Here is a 21,968-nt window from a genome sequence, read left to right as displayed (position 1 = left end):
TTGACAAAGTCAGATTAATAAGTATTTTGGCCATGTTTTTGGTTGGAATGTAGTACCTGCTAATAGTACTAAACGCTGCCACAAAATAACCTGTCAGTTATTTTCATCTAAAAATAAATTAATTAATTTTAAAAATTTTATGCCAACTATTAATCAGTTGTTAAGAAAAAAAAGAGTTAAACAGTTAACCAGGAACAAGGTTCCAGCGTTACAAAAGCAACCTTTAAAAAGAGGTGTCTGTGTAAAAGTCTACACAACAACTCCAAAGAAACCTAATTCTGCATTAAGGAAAGTTGCAAGAGTAAGACTGTCAAATGGTTTTGAAGTTACAGCTTATATTCCTGGTGAAGGTCATAACCTTCAAGAACACTCAGTAGTATTAATAAGAGGTGGTAGAGTAAAAGATTTGCCAGGTGTTCGTTATCATATTTTAAGAGGTAATCTTGATACTCAAGGCGTTGCTAATAGAAAAAAAAGACGATCTTTATACGGAACAAAAAAAGGTAAATAATGTCTAGAAAAAAAACTCAACCTAAAAAAAATGTAGTTCCTGATCCAAAGTTTAATTCAACTATTATACCTAAATTAATAAATAATATAATGTACGACGGTAAAAGAGGTGTTGCGGCTAAAATAGTTTATGATGCAATAGATAAAATTAAAACTAAATCAAAAGATGAACCAATAAATATTTTTAACGAAGCTATTAATAATATTAAACCAACTGTTGAAGTTAGATCTAGAAGAGTTGGTGGAGCTACATATCAAGTCCCTGTTGAAGTAAAAAGCAAAAGAGCTCAGGCTTTAGCTATTAGATGGCTGGTAGATTCTGCAAGAAAAAGAAAAGACAAACATATGTCAGATAAAATTTTTAATGAACTGTTTGATGCCTATGAAAAAAAAGGTGCTGCAGTTAAAAAAAGAGAGGATGTGCATAAAATGGCTGAGTCTAATAAAGCCTTTGCACATTTTAGATGGTAATAAATTATGGCTAGAACTCATACATTAGATAAATATAGAAACATTGGGATCATGGCTCACATCGATGCAGGCAAAACTACTACTACTGAAAGAATTTTATACTACACAGGTAAGAGCCACAAAATAGGTGAAGTACATGATGGTGCTGCAACTATGGATTGGATGGAGCAAGAGCAAGAAAGAGGAATTACAATTACTTCTGCAGCAACTACTTGTTTCTGGAATGATCATAGAATTAATATTATCGATACACCTGGCCACGTAGACTTTACTATTGAAGTTGAAAGATCACTTAAAGTTTTAGATGGTGCTGTATGTGTATTTGATGGTGTTGCTGGTGTTGAGCCTCAGTCTGAAACTGTTTGGAGACAAGCAGATAAATACAAAGTTCCAAGAATTTGTTTTGTTAATAAATTAGATAGAACTGGTGCAGATTTTTTTAGATGTGTTGATATGATTAGAGATAGATTGGGATGTAAACCATTACCAATTCAAATACCAATTGGAATTGAAGCATCACTTTCAGGTGTTGTAGATCTTGTTAAAATGAAAGCACAAGTATGGAAAAATGAAGCTCTAGGTGCAGAATGGGAATATAAAGATATACCAGAAGATTTAAAGGAAATATCTCAAAAATATAGAACAGAATTAGTTGAAACTGCTGTTGAACAAGATGAAAAATTAATGGAAGCTTATTTGAATGGTGATGAGATTAAAGAAGAAGATTTAGTAAGATGTATAAGAAAAGGTACATTAAATTTTAGTTTTGTACCAATTACGACAGGCTCTGCTTTTAAAAATAAAGGTGTGCAACCATTGCTTGATGCTACAATTAATTATTTACCAAGCCCAATTGATATTGGATCTATTAAAGGAACTAAGCCAGGTTCTGAAGATGAAATGGAAATGAAATTTGAAGATACTCAACCTTTTTCAGCTTTAGCTTTTAAAGTTGCAAACGACCCTTTTGTTGGTTCTTTAACATTTATAAGAATTTATTCAGGTACTATAAAAACTGGAACAGGAATTTATAATTCATCAAAAGAAAAAGAAGAAAGAGTTGGAAGAATGTTGTTGATGCATGCTAACTCTAGAGAAGATATTAAAGAAGCTAACGCTGGAGATATAGTAGCATTAGCTGGATTAAAATATACCATAACAGGTCACACATTATGTGATGAAGAGAAACCTGTTTTATTAGAACCTATGGAATTCCCAGATCCTGTTATCGAAATTGCTGTTGAACCAAAAACAAAGGCTGACCAAGAAAAAATGGGTGAAGCTTTAGGCAGACTTGCTAAAGAAGATCCATCATTCAGAGTTACTTCTGACGAAGAGTCTGGTCAAACAATTATTAAAGGTATGGGTGAATTACACTTAGATATAATTGTTGATCGAATGAAAAGAGAATTTAAAGTTGAAGCTAATGTTGGTGCTCCACAAGTTGCTTATAGAGAAACCTTAGAAAATGCTTCAGAAGTAGAGTACACACACAAAAAACAAAGTGGTGGTGCTGGTCAATTTGCAAAAGTTAAACTTCTTGTTGAGCCTCAAGAACCCGGTGCAGGAAGATCTGTTGAAAGTAAAATTAAAGGTGGTGCTATTCCTAAAGAATTTATACCAGGTGTTGAAAAAGGAATAGAAACAGTTTCAGACAACGGAATTCTATGTGGATTTCCAATGATTGATTACAAAGTAACTATTTTAGATGGTCTTCATCACGATGTAGACTCAAGTGTTCTTGCATTTGAGCTTGCAGGTAGAGCCTGTTTTAAAGAAGCGTGTACAAAGGGAACACTAAAACTTTTAGAGCCTGTTATGAGAGTGGAAGTTGTTACTCCTGAAGATTATATGGGCGATGTTATAGGTGATTTAAATAGTCGTAGAGGACAAATTAGCACTCAAGAACAAAGAGGTAATGCTACAGTAATTACAGCCATGGTTCCATTAGCAAACATGTTTGGATATATTAATAATTTAAGATCTATGTCTCAAGGTAGAGCACAATATTCAATGTTTTTTGATCATTACTCAAAAGTACCTCAAAATGTTCAGGACGAAGTAACTAAAAAAATTGCAGGATAATTATGGAAAAACAAAATATTAGAATTAAGCTTAGAGCATACGACAACAAGATTTTAGATGCTTCCACAGAGGAAATTGTAAATACTGTTAAAAGAACTGGTGCAACTATTAAAGGACCTATTCCATTACCAACAAGAATTGAGAGATATACGGTCTTAAAAGGCCCACATATTGATAAAAAAAGTAGGGAACAATTTGAGTCAAGAACTCACAAAAGATTAATTGATATTATAGAACCAACACCACAAACAGTAGAAGCTTTAATGAAACTTGATCTTGCTTCAGGTGTTGATGTGGAGATTAAAATTTAGTTATGACTGAGATTGCTTTAATTGGAAAAAAAATAGGAATGACTAGAGAGTTTTATAAAACTGGTCAGCTTGTTCCTGTGACTGTACTTAAAGTTGAAAAGGCTAGAGTTATCCAAGTTATTGATGAAGAAAAAAGAGGCTACAAGGCAGTACAACTTGGTTATGGAAAAATTAAAAATTCCAAACTTACAAAAGCTATGAAGGGCTTTTATGCTAAGAAAAATACTGAAGCCAAAAAGAAACTTAAAGAATTCAGAGTTAAAGATACAGAAACTTATAAAGAAGGCAATGAGTTTGGCCTTGAAATATTTAAAGACACAAAATTTGTCGATACAAGATCTAAAACTATAGGAAAAGGTTTTGCTGGAGCAATGAAAAGATGGAACTTTGGTGGTTTAAGAGCCAGTCACGGTGTATCTGTTTCACATAGGGCTCACGGTTCAACTGGACATAGTCAAGACCCTGGTAAAGTATTTAAAGGAAAAAAAATGGCTGGACATATGGGTGATAGACTTAGAACTATGCTTAATATTGAGATTATTAAAACTGATTTAGAAAATGAGCTGTTATATCTAAAAGGATCAATTCCTGGATCAAAAAATACAGAAGTGGTAGTTAGACAGTCCGTAAAGAATATAAATAAAATGACAATTTCAGAGAAAATAGCAGCTGCAGAAGAGGCTAAAAAAACCCCTGATAAAAAGAAAAAATAATGAAATTAGAAAAAATAAGCATTGATGGAAAAAAAGATACTATTGAAGTTTTAGATAAAATTTTTTCTGCAAAAATTAATAGTAAATTAGTTAGTAGTGTTTTGTATAAAACAAATGCTAATTATAAAGGTAGACATGCCAAAACAAAACAACAAAATGAAGTAAGCGGACCTACATCAAAAATTTATGCTCAAAAAGGAACTGGTGGAGCAAGACACGCAAGTAGAAAAGCACCTATATTTGTTGGTGGTGGTATAGCTCACGGACCTAAAGGTGAACTTGCTTATAAAAAAAGAAAACTAAATAAAAATGAAAAAAAATTAAGTGTTGCTTCTTTAATTACAGAAAAAAATAATAACAAAAATCTATTAATCTTAAATGACTTTGAAACTGAAATTAAAAAAACTAAAGAAATGAGTGCAATTATTCATAAACTTGAAATAACTCATTCTTTAATTATTTTAGATAAAGCTTCTAAGGAAAAAATTGAAAAGTCAGCAAGAAATATTCCCAATGTTAAAGTAACTGATGTTAATCATTTTAGTTCTTATGATATTATAAAATTTAAAAAAGTTGTTTTTACTGAAAGCTCAGTAAAAGAACTAGAAAAGAGATATTCTTAAAATGGATAAAATACATTTATACGATAAAATTGTCTCTCCGATGGTTACTGAAAAATCAACGAATTTATCAGAACAAAACAAAATTGTTTTTAAAGTTCCTGCTGGAGCAAACAAAACAAATCTGAAAAAAAATATTGAAAAGATTTTCAAAGTAAATGTGACTAAAATTAATATCATTAATAAACAGAACAGAACTAAAATAACCAGAGGAAAAAAAGTTAGAGTTTCTGGATTTAAAAAAGCAATAATAACACTTAAAAAAGGTCAAAGCATTGATCTAACGACAGGTATTTAATAAATGGCACTTAAAACTTTTAAACCTTATACAAAATCTACTAGAGGAACTATCTTAGTTGATAGAACTGGTTTGTGGAAAGGTAAACCTTTCAAAGCACTTGTATCTCCAAAAAATGCAATGAAGGGAAGAAATAATAATGGACATATAACTAATATTAATAGATCTGGTGGACATAAAAAGATGTACAGACATGTTGATTTTTATCGTAAAAAATTTGACATGGAAGCTAATGTTGAAAGAATTGAATATGATCCAAATAGATCATGTTACATTATGTTAGTAAAATTTGAAGATGGTTCTCATGCTTACTATTTAGCACCCCAAAAAATAAAAGCAGGTGATAAAATTGAAAACGGTTCTAAAAAAGAAATTAAAGTTGGAAATTGCATGCCATTACAGGATATTCCAGTGGGTATAAATATTCATAACGTTGAAATTCAACCAGGTGCTGGTGGTAAAATTGCTAGATCTGCAGGTTCTTCCGTTACTATTAGCGGATTAGACGGAAATTACAGTTTAATTAAACTAGCATCAGGAGAAGTAAGAAAGATTGATTCTAGATCATTAGCTACTATTGGAACATTAACTAATCCAGATCAAAAAAATATTAAAATTGGTAAAGCAGGAAGATCAAGATGGCTTGGACGAAAACCGCATACAAGAGGAGTTGTGAAAAACCCTGTTGATCACCCTCATGGTGGTGGTGAAGGTAAATCAGCTGGAGGAAGACATCCAGTTTCACCAACAGGTCAATCTGCAAAAGGATTAAAAACAAGAGATAACAAGAGAACAGATAAATTTATTGTTAAAAGAAGAAACAAAAGGAAGGATACTAAAAAATAATGGCTAGATCAGTATGGAAAGGACCTTTTGTTGAAGAAAGTTTGATGAAAAAAGTAGATAAATATAAAGATGATCCAAAAAAAATTCCCATTAAAACATGGTCAAGAAAGTCTACAATATTACCTGACTTTGTTGGGGTTAGTTTTCAGATTTATAATGGTAAAAAATTTATACCAATTACTATTTCAGAAGACATGGTTGGACATAAATTGGGTGAATTTTCACCTACAAGAACTTTTTATGGTCATACACCAGCAGATAAAAAAGCCAAACCTGCAACAGCAGCTAAAAAATAAATATGAATAAGACAAAGAAAAAAAATAGAAAAAAAGTAGATACAGTAAAATCTGTTAACAACAGTATAAGAACTAGTGTTAGAAAACTTAATCCTATTTTAAAAAGTATTGTTGGAAAAAAAGTAGATGTAGCAATTAGAGACTTACAATTCTCAGCTAAAAGAATTAGCAAAGATATAAGAAAAACAATAAGTTCTGCAGTTGCAAATGCTGAAAACAACTTTCAATATGATATTGATAATTTAGTTGTCAAAGAAGCTTACTGTGGAAAGAAAATTGTAATGAAAAGATTTAGACCAAGAGCAAAAGGTAGAGCTGCGCCAATTTTAAAACCTTGGTCAACTGTAACTATAATTTTATCAGAAGTTAAACAAATGGAGAGTCATGGGACAAAAAGTTAATCCTGTAGGTTTTAGATTAGGTATCAATAGAGGCTGGGACTCTGTTTGGTATGCTAAGAAAGAAAGATTTTGGAAATTATCTAATTGAAGATTTTAAAATACGAGATTATATCAAAAAAAATGTAGTTAATTCTGGTGTATCAAAAGTGATGATAGAGAGAACATCTAATAAATGCTATGTAACTATCTACACTTCTAGACCTGGATTTGTTATTGGAAAAAAAGGAAGTGATATTGATAAAATTAAGAATAATTTATCAAAATTTACAACTAATGAAGTTGCTTTAAATATAAAAGAAGTAAAAAAACCTGAGACCAACGCTTATTTAGTTGCAGAAAATATCGCTCAACAGTTAGTAAAAAGAATTTCATACAGAAGAGCTATGAAGAGATCTATGCAATCTTGTATTAGATTAGGGGCAAGAGGAATTAAAGTTTCTATTAGTGGAAGACTTGGTGGAAACGAAATAGCAAGAACTGAATGGTTAAGAGAAGGAAGTATACCATCTCACACTTTAAGAGCAGACATTGATTATGCTGAAGCAGAGGCTTTAACAACATACGGAATTATTGGTATTAAAGTTTGGATCTATAAAGGCGAAGTATTTGCAAGAGAATTTAGTCAAGAAACTAACAAAGCAATAGCAAAAGACGGTAAAGAATAATGCTTCAACCAGTTAGAACTAGATGGAGAAAAGCTCACAAAGGAAGAATCCATGGGACTGCTACAAGAGCAAGTTCTATCAATTATGGTGCATTTGCTTTGAAAGCTCTACAACCAGAAAGAATTACTGGAAAACAAATTGAAGCTGCACGTGTAGCATTAACTAGACATATGAAAAGACAAGGAAGAGTATGGACCAGAGTATTTCCAAACATACCTGTATCAAAAAAACCTATCGAAGTTAGAATGGGTAAAGGTAAAGGAAATCCTGAATTTTTTGCTTGCAGAGTTAAACCGGGAAGAATCTTATTTGAAGTTGATGGAGTGTCAGAACAAATAGCAAAAGAAGCTCTTTATAAAGCATCAGCCAAATTACCAATTAAAACTAAAACTATTAAGAGGTTTGCTTAATATGAAAAAACAAGAAATCAAAAAATTATCTAAAGACGAAATGATTAAAAATATTGATAAATTAAAAAAAGATCTTTTTAATTTTAGATTTCAAAAAATGAATTCACAAGTAACAAACCCAGCAAAAATTGGTGAAACAAAGAAAACAATTGCAAGATTAAAAACTATATTAAAAGGAAAAATTAATGCCTAAAAAAATATTAACTGGAGTTGTTATAAGTGACAAACCAAACAAAACTATAACTGTAATGGTTGAGAGAAAATATTCGCACCCTGTACTTAAAAAAGTAATTAAAGTAAGAAAAAATTACAATGCTCATGACGAAAATAATACCTTTAAAACAGGTGATAAGGTTTCAATTATAGAAAGCAAGCCGTTTTCAAAAAATAAAAAATTCCAAGTAATGGAGAATACAAAATAATGATTGGTGTACAAACAGAGTTACAGGTAGCAGACAATACGGGTGCTAAACGAATAGAATGTATAAAAGTTCTTGGTGGGTCTAAAAGAAGATATGCTAGTATTGGTGATACTATTGTGATTGCTGTAAAAGAGGCAATACCTAAAGGTAAAGTAAAAAAAGGTACAGTACATAAAGCAGTAGTAGTAAGAGTTAAAAAAGGAATTCATAGAAATGACGGTTCAAAAGTTAAATTTGATAATAATGCTGCCGTTTTAGTTGATGATAAAGGTGAACCGGTTGGAACAAGAATTTTTGGACCTGTAACTAGAGAATTAAGAAGTAGAGGACAAATGAAAATAATTTCATTAGCACCGGAGGTTTTATAAAATGATTAAAAAGGGTTTAAAAGTTAGAGTTTTAACGGGTAAAGATAAAAAAAAAGAAGGTGAAGTTATTGAAATTGATAGACCTAATAACAGAGCAAAAGTTAAAGAAATTAATATGGTTAAAAAGCACGTAAAAACGACCAAAGAGAAAAAAGGTGGAATTGTATCAAAAGAAAGTTTTATTCATATATCAAATCTTAAATTAATTGATGAAAAAGCTGTAAAAAAAACAGAGGCTAAAAAATAATGACACCTAGATTAAAAGAAATTTACAGTAAAGAAATTAAACCAGCCTTAAAAGATAGCTTAGGTCTGAAAAATATTTTTATGGCACCTAGAATTGAAAAAATAGTTTTGAATATGGGTCTTGGACTTGATGGAGCAGATGCAAAAATTCTAAAAGCTGCAGAAGAAGATATGGGAAAGATTACTGGACAAAAACCTGTAATTACAAAATTTAAAAAATCAGTTGCAAACTTTAAAACAAGAAAAGGTTCAAATGCTGGTTTAAAAGTAACACTTAGAAAAAATAAAATGTACGAATTTATTGATAGATTGGTAAATATAGCTTTACCTCGAATTAAAGATTTTAGAGGACTGTCACCAAAAGGATTTGACAAATTTGGGAATTATACATTTGGTGTAAAGGAGCATATTATTTTTCCTGAGGTAAGTTTTGACAGAGCAGATAAAGTACGTGGTCTAGATATAGTAGTTGTAATTAAAGCTTTAAATAAAGATCATGCATTTGCTTTATTAGAAAAAATGAATTTTCCATTTATTAAAAAAGGAGACAATTAAACATGGCTAAAGTAAGCGCTGTAAACAAAAACGATAAAAGAATTAAACTTTCTGACAGACTTTATAAAAAAAGACAAAGTTTAAAGAAGATAATTATGGATAAAAAATTACCTTTAGAAGAAAGATTTAAAGCTCAGCAAAAATTATCTCAAATGCCAAGAAATTCAGCAAAAACTAGAGTGATGAACAGATGCAAAATTACTGGAAGACCTCATGGGGTTTATAGAAAATTAAAAATATCAAGAATAGCTTTAAGGGACTTAGGTTTAGCTGGATTAATTCCAGGAATGACTAAGTCAAGCTGGTAGAAAGGAAAATTATGAGTTTAAGTGATCCAATTGGAGATATGATAGCAAGAGTAAAAAATGCTCAAGCTAGAAAACATAAAAAAGTAGCATTACCATCTTCAAATTTTAAAACAAAAATTGCTGATATTCTTAAAAACGAGGGCTTTATTAAAGATTTTAAGATAGCTGCCGAAGATAATAAACCAACTTTATCTTTAGAGCTTAAGTATTATTCAGGAAATCCTGTTATTAGTGCTTTTGAACGTGTATCAAAACCGGGCAGAAGAATTTTTTCTAGTGCCGAAAGTTTACCAAAAGTAAATAATGGATTAGGTATTGCTATTATCTCTACGCCCAAAGGTGTAATGACAGATATAGATGCAAGAAAACAACGTGTTGGTGGCGAAATAATTTGTAAGGTATTTTAATGTCTAAAATTGGTAAAATAAGTATTTCAATCCCTGAAAAAGTAAAAGTAGTTTTGGCTGGAAACATTATAAATATTGAAGGGCCTTTAGGAAAAAAATCTATTGGCATTGATTTAGAGATGTTCAATCTAGACATTAAAGAGGGAAAAGAAATATCTATTAAACCAAAAAAAATAGATCAGAATTCAAAAAGACTTTGGGGAATGAACAGAAGTTTGATTAACAATGCAGTAATTGGTTCAAGTACTGGTTATGAAAAAACACTAGAATTAGTTGGAGTTGGTTATAGAGCAGCCTTAAAAGGAAAACAGCTAAATCTTCAACTTGGATACAGTCATGACATTAATTACGACATTCCAGAAGGTGTTAAAATTGAAGTTGAAAAACAAACAACTTTAAAGATATCTGGATCAGACAAGCAACAAGTTGGATCCGTTGCTTCTAAAATTAAGACATATAGAAAGATTGAACCTTATAAAGGTAAAGGAATACGTGAAAAAGGACAATATGTTCTTAAAAAAGAAGGAAAGAAAAAATAATGAAACTAAATACAAACATTAGAAAAAGATTTAGAGTTAGCAATAAAGTTAAAAAAGTTGCATCTAAAGATAGATTCAGACTATGTATTTCTAGATCATCAAAAAATATTTCTGCACAAATAATTGATGATGTTAATAAAGTTACATTATTATCTGCTTCATCTGTTGAAAAGGATATTAAGTCAGGAGAAAAAGTTAACAAAACTGAACTTTCTAAAATAGTTGCAATGAAGTTAGCAAAAAAAGCCCAAGAAAAAAAAATTACAAAAATTTACTTTGATAGAGGTATTTATAGATATCATGGCAGAGTTAAAGTATTTGCTGAAACCTTACGTGAAAATGGAATGGAATTTTAATTATGGAAAATTTTAAAGATAAAAAAACTGACGATATTTTAGAAAAACTAGTTCATATTAATCGTATTACAAAAGTAGTAAAAGGTGGTCGTAGGTTTGGTTTTTCAGCGCTCGTAGTAGTTGGTAATCAGGCAGGTAAAATTGGTATTGCTCATGCAAAAGCAAAACAAGTACCTGATGCAATTAAAAAAGCTAATGAAGTTGCTAGAAGAAAATTAATTCACATACCTTTAAGAGAGGGGAGAACAATTCATCATGATGTTAAAGCAAAAGATGGCTCAGGTAGAATTATATTAAGAGCCGCATCTAAAGGAACTGGCATTATTGCAGGTGGTCCTGTTAGAGCTGTATGTGAGGTTTTAGGGGTTAAAGATATTGTTGCAAAATCAATGGGTACTTCTAACGCTCATAATGTTATTAGAGCTACCATGAAAGCATTGTTGAAACAAAATTCACCAAAACAAATTTCAGCAATTAGAAATAAAAAGATTTCTGAAATAGTTGAGAAAAGAGGATAATGATAACTTTAAACACTAAGGATAAAATTAATAAATCTAAAATGCGTGTTGGCAGAGGTATTGGATCTGGTAAAGGCAAAACTTCTGGAAGAGGTGTTAAGGGTCAAAAATCTAGATCTGGTGTTGCTATTAAAGCTTTTGAAGGTGGACAGATGCCATTGTATAGAAGATTACCTAAAAGAGGTTTTAATCCTATATCTAGAACAAATATAGCAATAATGAATCTTGAAAAAATTCAATCTTTCATAAACGAAAAAACTATTAATCCCTAGCGATACTATAAATATGGAATTACTTAAAAAACTTAAACTGATTAATAAAAATTCTCAAAAACTTAAAATACTTGGAACTGGAGAGATTAAAGATAAAGTTAACATAGAGGCAGATTTAGCATCTAAATCAGCAATAGAGAAACTAGAGAAAATTAGTGGATCTATTCAATTGAAAAAATAATAAATTTCAATGAGTGCATCGTCATCATCAAACGATTTAAGAAATAGAATACTATTTACTATTTTTATTCTAGCTGTTTATAGATTTGGAACTTTTGTACCATTACCTGGTATAGATCCTGAGCAACTTAAGATAATGATGGACGGTAACCAAAAAGGTTTACTGGGAATGTTCAACGTTTTTGCTGGTGGTGCTGTCAGTAGAATGGCTATATTTGCGCTAGGAATAATGCCTTATATTTCTTCAGCAATTATTGTTCAGCTAATGACCGGTGTTTCTGAATATTTTAAAAATTTAAAAGCGCAGGGCGAAACTGGAAGAGCAAAAATAAGTCAAATTACAAGATATGGAACTGTATTATTAGCAACTGTTCAAGGGTATGGTTTATCTGTTGGTTTAGAATCGTCAGCAAACCTTGTAATAAATCCTGGTGCTTTTTTTAAAATTACAACAGTTACAACTATTGTAGCTGGAACAATATTTTTAATGTGGTTAGGTGAACAAATCACTCAAAGAGGAATTGGTAACGGTATTTCTTTAATAATATTTGCAGGTATAGTGGCTGAAATTCCTAGAGCTTTAGTTACAACTTTTGAACTTGGCAGAACAGGAGCTGTATCAACTTTTATGATTTTAGCTATCTTTGTTCTACTAGTTGCTACAATTTTATTTGTAGTTTTTATGGAAAGAGCGTTAAGAAAAATTTTAATTAATTACCCTAAAAGACAAATGGGTAACAAAATGTATGGTGGTGAGTCATCTCATTTACCACTTAAAATTAACCAAGCTGGTGTAATCCCAGCAATCTTTGCTTCTGCGTTACTTTTATTACCAGTAACTTTTTCAAATTTTTCTTTTTCAAGCAATGATACTTTTTTAAATTTAAGTTCTTATTTTACCCAAGGTCAGCCCCTTTACATGTTGCTGTATGCATCTGGAATAATATTTTTTACTTTTTTCTATACATCAATAACTTTCAATCCAACCGAAACTGCTGATAATTTAAGAAAATATGGAGGTTTTGTCCCAGGAATAAGACCTGGTGAAAGTACAGCATTTATATTCAAAATATATCAACTAAATTAACAACAATAGGTGCTATTATATTTAACATTAGTTTGTTTAATGCCAGAATTTTTAATTGCAAATTATCCAATACCTTTTTATTTAGGTGGTGCTTCAATTTTAATTGTTGTAGTTGTTGCAATTGATACGGTGACACAAATTCAAACAAGATTAATGAGTTCTCAATATGAACAATTAATCAAGAAAACAAAATTTGGTAAATAAGTGAATATTATTTTATTTGGGCCTCCAGGCGCAGGTAAAGGCACTCAATCAAAGTAATCTAGTTAAAAAACTAAATAATTTTCAAGTTTCTACAGGCGATCTTCTAAGAGAAGAAATTAAAAATAATTCTGAAATAGGTCAAGAAATAGAGCAAATATCATGAATGAAGGTAAATTTGTTATCGATGAAATTGTTAACTAACGTTGATTAAAAAACTAATGGTTGAATCCTCAGAAATTAAGAGACAAATTGATATTTGATGGATACCCTAGAACTTTAAGTCAGGCACAATATTTAGATTTAATTATTAAATAAATCAAATCAAAAAATAGATCTCATATTTTCGTTCCTGAAATGTAAACAAAGACACAATTATATGAAATGAATTGAAAAAAGAAATTAATATTAGAGAAATAGATCATGATGATAATACGAAAAGACACTATTCTTAAAAGATATGTCAGTACGTACATGGAAACAACTAGAACCTGTGTTAGATTATTACTCAAAAAATTCAAATTTTCATGAGATTGATGGGACACAAGAAATTGATCAAATAACGAAGGAAATAGACGCTTTTATCAATGTTTAAGACGTTGACTTTAGAGTAATCTTATTATATAAAAGGCTCAAATTATCACAAAAACTATGGCTCGTATCGCAGGTATCAACATTCCACAAAATAAACTTGTTCATATAGGTTTAACTTATATTTATGGAATTGGAGATAAGTTTTCCAATCAAATTTGTACTTCACTGGAAATTCCAAGAGCAAAAAGAATTAATGAATTAACTGATGATGAAATATTAAAAATCAGAGAATATATTGATGCTAATTTTAAAGTTGAGGGTGATCTAAGAAGAGACTACTCACTTACAATTAAAAGATTAATAGATCTTGCTTGTTACAGAGGAACAAGACATAGAAAAAAATTACCTGTAAGAGGTCAAAGAACAAGATGCAATGCAAGAACAAGAAAAGGTAAAGCAATCGCTATTGCAGGAAAAAAATTAACTCCAACTAAAAAATAATTATGGCTAAAGCTGATAAAGTTGAAAATAAAGATCAGAAGGTAGAGAAATCTTCAAAAAAAAGTAACAAAAGTTCATATTCAAAAAAGAAAAAAATTAAAAAAAATATTTTAAATGGTATTGCATATGTGCAATCAACTTTTAATAATACAATTATTTCAATTGCAGATACAAATGGAAATGTAATATCTTGGGCATCTGCTGGGCAAAAAGGATTTAAAGGATCAAGAAAATCAACTCCTTATGCTGCACAAATTGCTGCTGATGCTGCTGCCTCTAAAGCATTAGAATATGGAATGAAAACTTTATCTGTTGAAGTGAAGGGCCCTGGTTCTGGACGTGAAACAGCTTTAAGAGCATTACAAGCAAGAGGTTTTAAAATTTTATCAATTAAAGATACAACACCCATGCCTCATAATGGAACTAGACCACCAAAGAAAAGGAGAGTTTAATGGAAGTCGAAAATGTAAATGTAAAAAATTGGAAATCATTAATTAAGCCATCTAAATTAGATGTTCAAATTAGTGATGATTTAACTCATGCTAAAATTATAGCGGAACCTTTAGAAAAAGGTTATGGATTAACATTAGGTAATTCTTTAAGAAGAATTTTACTTTCATCAATAAGAGGTGCTGCAGTTACTTCAATTCAAATTGATGGTGTTTTGCATGAATTCACATCTATTAAAGGTGTAAGAGAAGATGTTACTGATATTGTTTTAAACGTAAAATCTTTAGCTTTAAAATGTAATTCAGAAGGAACAAAAAAACTTATCTTGATGCAAAAGGACCTGGTGAGATTAAAGCTTCTGATATTGCACAAGTTGCAGATGTAGAAATATTAAATCCTGAACTTAGTAATATGTAATCTTGATGAAAATACAAATTTTCATATGGAAATGAATGTAAGTACTGGAAAAGGTTATGTTCCTGCTGATTTAAATAAACCAGAAGAACCACCTTTAGGATTGATTGCTATAGACTCATTATATAGCCCAGTAAAAAAAGTTTCTTATTCAATAAGCACAGCTAGAGAAGGTAAAGCCTTAGATTATGATAAGCTTACTATGGAAGTTGAAACAAATGGGTCTATTTCAGCAGAAGATGCTGTAGCTTATTCAGCAAGAATTTTTCAAGATCAGTTAAAAATGTTTGTTAATTTTGATGAACCAGTTGAAGCTCCAGTAAAAGAAGTATCTACTGAACCAGAATTTAATAAAAATTTATTAAGAAAAGTTGATGAACTTGAGCTTTCAGTTAGATCAATGAATTGTCTTAAAAATGATAATATAATTTATATTGGTGATTTAGTCCAAAAATCTGAAGGGGAAATGCTTAGAACGCCAAATTTTGGAAGAAAATCTTTAAATGAAATTAAAGAAGTTTTAACTGGAATGTCGTTATATTTAGGTATGGAAATTCCAAATTGGCCACCTGATAATATTGCTGAAATGTCTAAAAAATTAGAGGAAGCTATCTAATGAGACACGGAATGGCAAATAAGAAGTTAAATAGAACTTCTGAACATAGAAAGGCTCTTTTAAAGAATATGTTAAATTCTTTAATTAAATATGAGCAAATCAAAACTACTTTGCCAAAAGCTAAATTTTTAAAACCTCAAGCTGATAAAATTATTACTTTAGGTAAAAAAGAAACATTACAAACTACAAAAATGTTAGTTTCTCAACTTCAAGATATAAAATCAGCAAATAAAGTAAAAAAAACTCTTTCAAAAAGATATGAAAAAAGAAATGGTGGATATACTAGAATTATAAAAGCTGGGTTTAGATATGGTGATAATGCACCAATGGCTATTATTGAATTTGTAGATAGAGATGTTGAAGCTAAAAGAATTGATAAACCAAAAAAAGACTATCAGTAAAGAAACTCCAAAAGCTGAAGAAAAGAAACAAGCAACAGCATAAATTTTAAATCATGAAAAAGTCATATACCGTTGATTCAACGTGTAATGATATGCGTATAGATCGTTGGACAAGACTTAAAATTGGCAAAATACCTCAAGGATTAATCGAAAAATATTTAAGATCAGGCAAAATAAAGATTAAATAAAAAAAAGATTAAAAGTTCAACAAAAGTTAAAACAAATGATGATTGTAGATTTTTTTAACTTAGATTTTAAAGAAACTATAGTTCAAAAAAAAATTAAATTTGAACCATCAAAAGAAATTATTAAATCTAATGAAGATCAAATTATAGATAATAATGAAAATTTTATAGTATTAAATAAAAGCTCAGGAATTTCTGTACAAGGTGGAACTAAATCAAAAAAAAATTTAGTAGATATTTTTGCTAAAAGTGAAATTTTTCAAGGTACAAAACCATATTCAGTTCACAGATTAGATAAAGATACATCAGGTGTTTTTATAATGGCTAAAACTAGAGAGTCTGCACAATTATTAACCTCTTTGTTTAGATTACGTAAAGTTCACAAAACATACTTGGCTATTTGTCATGGAGAGTTAAATAAAGATTCTGGAGAATGGAATGATGATCTTATTCGATATGATGGAGATAAAAAAATCATTGAAAAAGCAAAAACAATTTATAAAGTTTTAGATAAAAATTCTGAAGCCAGTTTAGTTGAACTAAAACCTATTACTGGACGAAAACATCAACTTCGAAAACAATTGTATGCTTTAGGGCAACCCATATTTGGTGACATTAAATATAAATTAACTAACTCTACTAGAGGGTTAAACAAAAATTTGATGCTTCATTCATACCAAATTAAATTTATTATTGATGATGTTAAACATACCTATACAGCATTGTTACCAGATTATTTTAGAAAATTACTAAAGATAAAAAGACTTAGGTTTTTAGATTTGAAATAAATTTTTCTATTAATAAATTATCTAAGTTTGAATAGTCATTATCAGAAATATTAACTAAATTGGTAACACCTTTATCCTTTATACCACAGGGTATAATCTTTTTATATTGAGTCTAGATTATTATTAATATTAATTGCAAATCCATGGTATGCAATCCACTTTTTCACCCTTACTCCAATTGCTGCAACTTTATTTATTGATTGATTTTTACTATACCAAATTCCAATATTATTTTTGTCTGAAAAAGTATCTATCTTATAACTCTTTAGTGTCTCAATAATTGTATTTTCAATACAGGTAATAAATTTTCTAATATCCTTTTTTTCTCTTAAATCTATAACAAAATAACAAATTAATTGACCAGGACCGTGACAAGTAATTTTACCTCCACGATTAGTTTTTATTAGATTTATAGAATTATCTAAAATTTCATTTTCCTTATAGCTTGTACCTGCTGTAAATATCTCATTGTGTTCTAATGTCCAAATAAGCTGTTTATCTTTTTTGCTGTATAAATCTTCCAATCTCTTCTCCAATAAGTTTATTGCATCAAAATAATTTATTGGTTTTACTGACTTTTTGATCTCTATATTCATTTATAAATTGTATTATCTTAATTATCTATTAATAGTCCAATCTAAATTATAGGTAGATTTATGTCTTTAGTTAAAAAAATAAAAGATAAAAAAGTAAATTTTGAATTCAATAAAGAATACATAAAAGTTGTAACATCAAAAATTGCCAACAATGATGCTCTTTTCATTACTAATTCTTTTAATGAAATGCATCCTGCTGATGCTGCAGATATAATTGAACACTTAAATCAATCTGATAGAGAAAGTCTAATAAAACTTAACAATTTTAAGATTGACCCTGAAGTTTTCATAGAGCTTAACGAGTCTGTTCAAACAGAGATTATTACTTATCTTTCTTCAGAGTCTATAGTTTCAATATTAGTTAATCTTGAGTCAGATGACGCAATATCAATTTTAGAAAATGTTCCAGAAGATGAGAAAAATAACATTCTTAGCTCATTACCACCTAAAGACCGTTTTGCCTTATTAGAAAGCTTAAGTTATCCAGAAGATACAGCAGCAAGAATAATGCAGCGTGAATTTACAGCAATTCCCAGTAATTGGTCTGTAGGTCAAACAATTGATTATTTAAGAGAAAATAAAGATCTTCCAGAAGAATTTTTAGAAATATTTATTACGAATGAGGAATTTAAACCAATTGGTACAGTTCCATCTTCTCGTGTGTTAACAACTTCTAGAGATACAAAAATGCTTTCAATTATGTCTGAGTCTCAATTATTAATACCAGTAGATATGGATAAAGAAGAGGTTGGGAATTTATTTGAGAACTACAACCTAAATTCAGCTGCTGTTGTAGATAAGAATAACAAATTAGTTGGCATGATTATGAGTGATGATGTTTTGACTGTTTTAAAAGAAGAAGCTGAAGAAGATGCATTGAGATTGGCAGGGGTAGGTGATGAAGAAATCACTGATGGTGTCATAACTAAAACTAAAAGAAGATTTAATTGGCTTCTATTAAATTTATTTACAGCCTTTTTAGCTACTTGGTGTATTAGCTTGTTTGGTGCAACAATTGAACAGATGGTAGTATTAGCTTTTTTAATGCCTATAGTCGCCTCAATGGGTGGTAATGCTGGAATGCAAACATTGGCTGTAACTGTTAGAACAATAGCAACAAATGATTTAACAGAAAATAATTTTTCATCAAATGTTTTAAAAGAATTTTTTATAGGAATTTTAAATGGAATTATATTTGCAGCTATTAGTGCATTTATTGTTCAAATTTGGTTCCAAGACAATACGTTGTCAATAATAATTTCAATTTCGATGGTTTTAACTATGATCATCGCAGGACTTTTTGGTATTTTAGTTCCAGTCACTTTAAAAAAAATAAATATTGATCCTGCTATTGCTTCCAGTGTATTTGTAACAACAATTACAGATGTAATAGGTTTTGTATCATTCTTAGGTGTAGGTGCTTATTTTCTATAAGCTTAAAAATTATCAATTAATCTAATACCTTTATAATAATAACTTAGGAATATTTTTGATTTCTGGTATTTATTTGAAATTGTTAGGTTTTTTGTATTTCTATTCTCCAAATATTCAATTTTAATTTTAAAGAAACTTTCAAATTCTTTTTTTGATTTTTGTAAAAATCTATTAATATTATTTGTATTTTTAATTTTATTTTTCAAATTTAAAAATAATTTTGAAATTTTTTCAACATCATTTAATTCTTGTTTATTAAGTAAAAAATTTCTTGATGATAATGCTAGTTTATTTTTATTTCTGATGGTTTTGCATCCTATTACCTTTGTGTTAAATTTTTGTTCAATAAAATTTCTTACCAAAAAAAATTGTTGAAAATCCTTTTTGCCCATATATATTTTTTTAGGTTTAATTAATGTTGTTAATCTATTCATAACATCTAAAACACCCTCAAAATGGCCTTTTCTATGTTTGGCACAAAGTATTTTGTCTTTTTTTTTAAGTCTTATATGTGATTTTTTTTTATCTTCGTAAATATCATTAAATTTAGGAATATATATAAAATCTAACTGTCTTATTTTTTTTAAAATAGATAAATCATTTTTAATATTAGATGGGTAGGATTTGAAATCTTTAATATCATTAAATTGTTTTGGATTTACAAATATACTCACTATTGTTTTTTTATTTAATTGAATTGATTTTTTTATAAGAGATATGTGACCATCATGAATACCACCCATTGTAGGTACAAAACCAATATCGTTAAAAGGGTTCAATGTTTTGCGTAAAATATTGTTATTTAATATAATTTTCATTTGTATTAAAATATTTAATAAGTAAAACATTTAAATGATTAAACAAGCTATTATTCCACTTGCAGGATTGGGCACACGTCTACTACCTTTAACGAGTGTTTTTGCAAAAGAACTTTTACCCATTAATGGAAAACCTGGATTAGAATATATAATAAATGAATGCATAGACGCAGGCATTAAAGAAATAATTTTCATTATATCAAAAAGAAAAATGATGATTAAAAAATATTTTTATAATGACAAATTTTATAATGATTTAATTAAAAAAAAAAAAGATCCAAGAATTATTGAAGAGTATAAAAAAATATTAAAATATAGAAAAATGATTAAATTTGTCTATCAGAATAAGCCAAAGGGAACAGGGGATGCTGTTCTTAAAACTAGAAAATATATTAAAGACAAATATTTTTTAATGTTATTACCTGACGATCTTATAATCAAAAAAAATTGCTCTAAATCAATGATTGTTTCTCATAAAAAATATAAAGCATCCATTATGGCAAGTATGAGTGTAAACAAAAAAACTGTTTCAAGATGGGGTATTTATAAACTTTATAAAAAATTGAATAAGAGAGATTCATTAATTAATAGTGTGATTGAAAAACCAAATATTAAAGATGCCCCCTCCAATCAGGCTGTAATAGGCAGATATATATTACCTAAAAAAATCTTTTCAAAACTAAAAAATTTAAGACCAAGTAAAGGAGGAGAAATTCACATTACTGACGCCATTCAATTGTTAATTGATAATAATGAAAAATTCATTGCCCATAATTTTTCTGGTAAATATTTAGACTGCGGAAGTATGGATGGGTATATAAATTCTTCTAAGGAGATTGCAAAATTATGAAACTTTGTATGATTGGTACAGGTTATGTGGGTCTTGTAAGTGGTGTATGTTTTTCTGATCTTGGTAATGAAGTTATATGTGTTGATAGAGATCAAGATAAAATAAACAAACTTAAACAAGGCATAATTCCTATTTATGAACCTGGGTTAGAAGAACTAGTTCTTAAAAATTATAAAAATAAAAGATTAAAATTTTCAACAGATTTAAGTAGTTCAATAAAAAAATCAGATATAGTTTTTATATGCGTTGGCACTCCAACAAAAAAAAAAGGTTCTGGTGCTGATCTTAGCCAAATATTTTCTGCAACAAAAGAAATATCAAAATCTATTAATAAATTTAAAATAATTATAACCAAATCAACTGTTCCAGTAACAACTGGTGATGAAATTGAAAAAATACTATCAAAAAATGTAAATAAAAATAAATTTTCAGTAGTATCAAATCCTGAATTTTTAAGAGAAGGTGAAGCTATAAGAGATTTTATTTATCCTGATAGAGTTGTAATTGGTACTAATGACAAAAAGTCAGCTACAAAGTTACGAAATCTTTACTCGCCATTAATATCAAAAGGAGCAAAATTTATATCTACTAATCGAAGAGCAGCCGAACTTATTAAATATGCTTCTAATGCTTTTTTAGCGACTAAAATTACCTTTATTAATGAAATTGCAAATTTATGTGAAAAAGCTCAAATTGATGTTGAAGATATTTCTATTGGTATAGGATTAGATAAAAGAATAGGTAGTCGTTTCTTAAGATCAGGTCCAGCATATGGTGGATCTTGTTTTCCAAAAGATACTAAGGCTATCGTTACAACTGCAGATAAATTTAAAGTAAATTTATCAGTGATTAAAAGTGTTATTAAATCAAATTCTTTAAGATCAAAATTACTTTTAAAAAAGATCAACCAAATACTCAATAACAAAGTTAGAAATAAAAAGGTTTGTTTTTTAGGAGTTACATTTAAGGCAAATACTGATGACATGAGAGACTCATCGAGTTTAGAGATGATACCATTTCTTTCAAAAAAAGGAGCTAAAATAAAATATTATGATCCAACAGGATTCAAAAAAGAATTTAAAAATATTAAGAATGTAAATTGTGTAAACTCAATAAGGGATGCTGTTGAAGGGTCTGACCTAGTAGTATTACACACAGAATGGAATGATTTTAAATCTATTAATTTTAAAAAACTGCATCCATCTAAAAATCTAAAGATTTATGATATGAGAAATATTTTTTCTCCACTAAAAATTAAATCACAAGGATTTAAATATTATGGTATTGGAAGATAAA

Annotated in this window: 30 protein-coding genes and 5 pseudogenes; 33 read left to right on the top strand and 2 right to left on the bottom strand. The window is 29.1% G+C overall.

What is annotated here, in order from left to right; genetic code table 11:
- Nucleotides 1-139 precede the first annotated feature (139 nt).
- The 30 genes and pseudogenes from rpsL (at nt 140) to Q0X98_RS05315 (ending at nt 16,974) form a co-directional block, all read left to right on the top strand.
- A complete protein-coding gene (gene rpsL / locus Q0X98_RS05460; protein ID WP_023648422.1) occupies nt 140-511 on the top strand; it encodes a 30S ribosomal protein S12 in 372 nt (123 codons plus the stop codon).
- Nucleotides 511-981 (top strand): 30S ribosomal protein S7, encoded by a 471-nt coding sequence (rpsG, locus tag Q0X98_RS05455; RefSeq protein WP_028036888.1) that lies wholly within the window; start codon nt 511-513, stop codon nt 979-981. Before rpsL ends, rpsG begins: the two co-directional genes overlap by 1 nt.
- Nucleotides 982-987: 6 nt before the next feature.
- Complete coding sequence (gene fusA / locus Q0X98_RS05450; RefSeq protein ID WP_297681964.1) at nt 988-3,066, top strand: elongation factor G; 2,079 nt, start codon at nt 988-990, stop codon at nt 3,064-3,066.
- 2 nt (nt 3,067-3,068) lie between these two features.
- Nucleotides 3,069-3,377, top strand: a complete 309-nt coding sequence (rpsJ, locus tag Q0X98_RS05445; protein ID WP_023648425.1) for a 30S ribosomal protein S10 — start codon at nt 3,069-3,071, stop codon at nt 3,375-3,377.
- A gap of 2 nt (nt 3,378-3,379) precedes the next feature.
- Complete coding sequence (gene rplC, locus Q0X98_RS05440) at nt 3,380-4,090, top strand: 50S ribosomal protein L3 (RefSeq protein ID WP_297681963.1); 711 nt, start codon at nt 3,380-3,382, stop codon at nt 4,088-4,090.
- Nucleotides 4,090-4,713, top strand: coding sequence for a 50S ribosomal protein L4 (rplD, locus tag Q0X98_RS05435; protein WP_297681962.1), 624 nt, complete (start codon nt 4,090-4,092; stop codon nt 4,711-4,713). Before rplC ends, rplD begins: the two co-directional genes overlap by 1 nt.
- A 1-nt stretch (nt 4,714) precedes the next feature.
- Nucleotides 4,715-5,008 (top strand): 50S ribosomal protein L23, encoded by a 294-nt coding sequence (rplW, locus tag Q0X98_RS05430; protein ID WP_297681961.1) that lies wholly within the window; start codon nt 4,715-4,717, stop codon nt 5,006-5,008.
- A 3-nt stretch (nt 5,009-5,011) separates the two neighbouring features.
- On the top strand, nt 5,012-5,854 hold the full coding sequence (gene rplB, locus Q0X98_RS05425) for a 50S ribosomal protein L2 (protein ID WP_297681960.1): 843 nt from the start codon (nt 5,012-5,014) through the stop codon (nt 5,852-5,854).
- A complete protein-coding gene (gene rpsS / locus Q0X98_RS05420; RefSeq protein ID WP_297681959.1) occupies nt 5,854-6,150 on the top strand; it encodes a 30S ribosomal protein S19 in 297 nt (98 codons plus the stop codon). Before rplB ends, rpsS begins: the two co-directional genes overlap by 1 nt.
- A 2-nt stretch (nt 6,151-6,152) precedes the next feature.
- Complete coding sequence (rplV, locus tag Q0X98_RS05415; RefSeq protein ID WP_028036894.1) at nt 6,153-6,551, top strand: 50S ribosomal protein L22; 399 nt, start codon at nt 6,153-6,155, stop codon at nt 6,549-6,551.
- Nucleotides 6,535-7,216: pseudogene (gene rpsC, locus Q0X98_RS05410) on the top strand (30S ribosomal protein S3). The gene rplV and the pseudogene rpsC overlap by 17 nt, the downstream one beginning before the upstream one ends.
- Nucleotides 7,216-7,626: a 50S ribosomal protein L16 gene (gene rplP, locus Q0X98_RS05405; RefSeq protein WP_023648433.1), complete on the top strand. Its 411-nt coding sequence runs from the start codon at nt 7,216-7,218 to the stop codon at nt 7,624-7,626. The pseudogene rpsC and the gene rplP overlap by 1 nt, the downstream one beginning before the upstream one ends.
- A 1-nt stretch (nt 7,627) precedes the next feature.
- A complete protein-coding gene (rpmC, locus tag Q0X98_RS05400; RefSeq protein WP_297681958.1) occupies nt 7,628-7,819 on the top strand; it encodes a 50S ribosomal protein L29 in 192 nt (63 codons plus the stop codon).
- Entirely contained in the window at nt 7,812-8,048 is a 237-nt protein-coding gene (gene rpsQ / locus Q0X98_RS05395) for a 30S ribosomal protein S17 (RefSeq protein WP_023648435.1), read from the top strand. Before rpmC ends, rpsQ begins: the two co-directional genes overlap by 8 nt.
- On the top strand, nt 8,048-8,416 hold the full coding sequence (gene rplN / locus Q0X98_RS05390) for a 50S ribosomal protein L14 (protein ID WP_008544079.1): 369 nt from the start codon (nt 8,048-8,050) through the stop codon (nt 8,414-8,416). Before rpsQ ends, rplN begins: the two co-directional genes overlap by 1 nt.
- A gap of 1 nt (nt 8,417) precedes the next feature.
- Nucleotides 8,418-8,663 (top strand): 50S ribosomal protein L24, encoded by a 246-nt coding sequence (gene rplX, locus Q0X98_RS05385; protein WP_028036897.1) that lies wholly within the window; start codon nt 8,418-8,420, stop codon nt 8,661-8,663.
- Nucleotides 8,663-9,217, top strand: a complete 555-nt coding sequence (rplE, locus tag Q0X98_RS05380) for a 50S ribosomal protein L5 (protein WP_297681957.1) — start codon at nt 8,663-8,665, stop codon at nt 9,215-9,217. The genes rplX and rplE overlap by 1 nt, the downstream gene beginning before the upstream one ends.
- Nucleotides 9,218-9,219: 2 nt before the next feature.
- Nucleotides 9,220-9,525 (top strand): 30S ribosomal protein S14, encoded by a 306-nt coding sequence (gene rpsN, locus Q0X98_RS05375; RefSeq protein ID WP_023648438.1) that lies wholly within the window; start codon nt 9,220-9,222, stop codon nt 9,523-9,525.
- Nucleotides 9,526-9,536: 11 nt separating this feature from the next.
- Nucleotides 9,537-9,932 carry a 30S ribosomal protein S8 gene (gene rpsH, locus Q0X98_RS05370; RefSeq protein WP_297681956.1) on the top strand — a complete coding sequence of 132 codons (396 nt, stop codon included), beginning with the start codon at nt 9,537-9,539 and terminating at the stop codon, nt 9,930-9,932.
- The gene (gene rplF / locus Q0X98_RS05365) at nt 9,932-10,471 is read left to right on the top strand and encodes a 50S ribosomal protein L6 (RefSeq protein WP_028036900.1); all 540 of its coding nucleotides are present in this window, start codon (nt 9,932-9,934) and stop codon (nt 10,469-10,471) included. The genes rpsH and rplF overlap by 1 nt, the downstream gene beginning before the upstream one ends.
- Nucleotides 10,471-10,827, top strand: a complete 357-nt coding sequence (gene rplR / locus Q0X98_RS05360) for a 50S ribosomal protein L18 (RefSeq protein WP_297681955.1) — start codon at nt 10,471-10,473, stop codon at nt 10,825-10,827. The genes rplF and rplR overlap by 1 nt, the downstream gene beginning before the upstream one ends.
- Before the next feature lie 2 nt (nt 10,828-10,829).
- Nucleotides 10,830-11,345, top strand: coding sequence for a 30S ribosomal protein S5 (rpsE, locus tag Q0X98_RS05355; RefSeq protein WP_297681954.1), 516 nt, complete (start codon nt 10,830-10,832; stop codon nt 11,343-11,345).
- Nucleotides 11,345-11,798 (top strand): annotated as a pseudogene (rplO, locus tag Q0X98_RS05350) (50S ribosomal protein L15). The gene rpsE and the pseudogene rplO overlap by 1 nt, the downstream one beginning before the upstream one ends.
- A gap of 9 nt (nt 11,799-11,807) precedes the next feature.
- Nucleotides 11,808-13,088 (top strand): annotated as a pseudogene (secY, locus tag Q0X98_RS05345) (preprotein translocase subunit SecY).
- A 457-nt stretch (nt 13,089-13,545) separates the two neighbouring features.
- On the top strand, nt 13,546-13,680 hold the full coding sequence (locus Q0X98_RS05340) for a hypothetical protein (protein WP_297681953.1): 135 nt from the start codon (nt 13,546-13,548) through the stop codon (nt 13,678-13,680).
- A gap of 56 nt (nt 13,681-13,736) precedes the next feature.
- On the top strand, nt 13,737-14,120 hold the full coding sequence (gene rpsM / locus Q0X98_RS05335; RefSeq protein WP_028036906.1) for a 30S ribosomal protein S13: 384 nt from the start codon (nt 13,737-13,739) through the stop codon (nt 14,118-14,120).
- Between the two features lie 2 nt (nt 14,121-14,122).
- On the top strand, nt 14,123-14,572 hold the full coding sequence (rpsK, locus tag Q0X98_RS05330) for a 30S ribosomal protein S11 (RefSeq protein ID WP_080658537.1): 450 nt from the start codon (nt 14,123-14,125) through the stop codon (nt 14,570-14,572).
- A gap of 116 nt (nt 14,573-14,688) precedes the next feature.
- Nucleotides 14,689-15,600, top strand: a pseudogene (locus Q0X98_RS05325) (DNA-directed RNA polymerase subunit alpha); the annotation flags it as partial.
- Entirely contained in the window at nt 15,600-16,001 is a 402-nt protein-coding gene (gene rplQ, locus Q0X98_RS05320) for a 50S ribosomal protein L17 (protein ID WP_297681952.1), read from the top strand. The pseudogene Q0X98_RS05325 and the gene rplQ, both read left to right, overlap by 1 nt.
- Before the next feature lie 223 nt (nt 16,002-16,224).
- Complete coding sequence (locus Q0X98_RS05315) at nt 16,225-16,974, top strand: RNA pseudouridine synthase (RefSeq protein WP_297681951.1); 750 nt, start codon at nt 16,225-16,227, stop codon at nt 16,972-16,974.
- Here Q0X98_RS05315 and lipB read toward each other — a convergent pair.
- Nucleotides 16,952-17,570, bottom strand: a pseudogene (gene lipB / locus Q0X98_RS05310) (lipoyl(octanoyl) transferase LipB). The gene Q0X98_RS05315 and the pseudogene lipB overlap by 23 nt on opposite strands.
- A 60-nt stretch (nt 17,571-17,630) precedes the next feature.
- Between lipB and mgtE the strand changes: the two are divergent.
- Entirely contained in the window at nt 17,631-19,004 is a 1,374-nt protein-coding gene (mgtE, locus tag Q0X98_RS05305) for a magnesium transporter (RefSeq protein ID WP_297681950.1), read from the top strand.
- A gap of 2 nt (nt 19,005-19,006) precedes the next feature.
- Here mgtE and Q0X98_RS05300 read toward each other — a convergent pair whose 3' ends face one another.
- Complete coding sequence (locus Q0X98_RS05300) at nt 19,007-19,852, bottom strand: pantoate--beta-alanine ligase (RefSeq protein ID WP_320415277.1); 846 nt, start codon at nt 19,850-19,852, stop codon at nt 19,007-19,009.
- A gap of 4 nt (nt 19,853-19,856) precedes the next feature.
- Here Q0X98_RS05300 and Q0X98_RS05295 point away from each other — a divergent pair, with 4 nt between their 5' ends.
- Together Q0X98_RS05295 and Q0X98_RS05290 are read left to right on the top strand one after the other, a co-directional pair.
- On the top strand, nt 19,857-20,672 hold the full coding sequence (locus Q0X98_RS05295; RefSeq protein WP_297681948.1) for a sugar phosphate nucleotidyltransferase: 816 nt from the start codon (nt 19,857-19,859) through the stop codon (nt 20,670-20,672).
- Complete coding sequence (locus Q0X98_RS05290; protein WP_297681947.1) at nt 20,669-21,967, top strand: UDP-glucose/GDP-mannose dehydrogenase family protein; 1,299 nt, start codon at nt 20,669-20,671, stop codon at nt 21,965-21,967. The genes Q0X98_RS05295 and Q0X98_RS05290 overlap by 4 nt, the downstream gene beginning before the upstream one ends.
- The last annotated feature ends 1 nt before the right edge of the window (nt 21,968 follow it).

Source organism: uncultured Candidatus Pelagibacter sp. (genome assembly GCF_943788075.1).
Taxonomy (GTDB): Bacteria; Pseudomonadota; Alphaproteobacteria; order Pelagibacterales; family Pelagibacteraceae; genus Pelagibacter.
The sequence above is the reverse complement of the archived record's forward strand: the minus strand, read 5'-3'. Positions and strand labels throughout refer to the sequence as shown.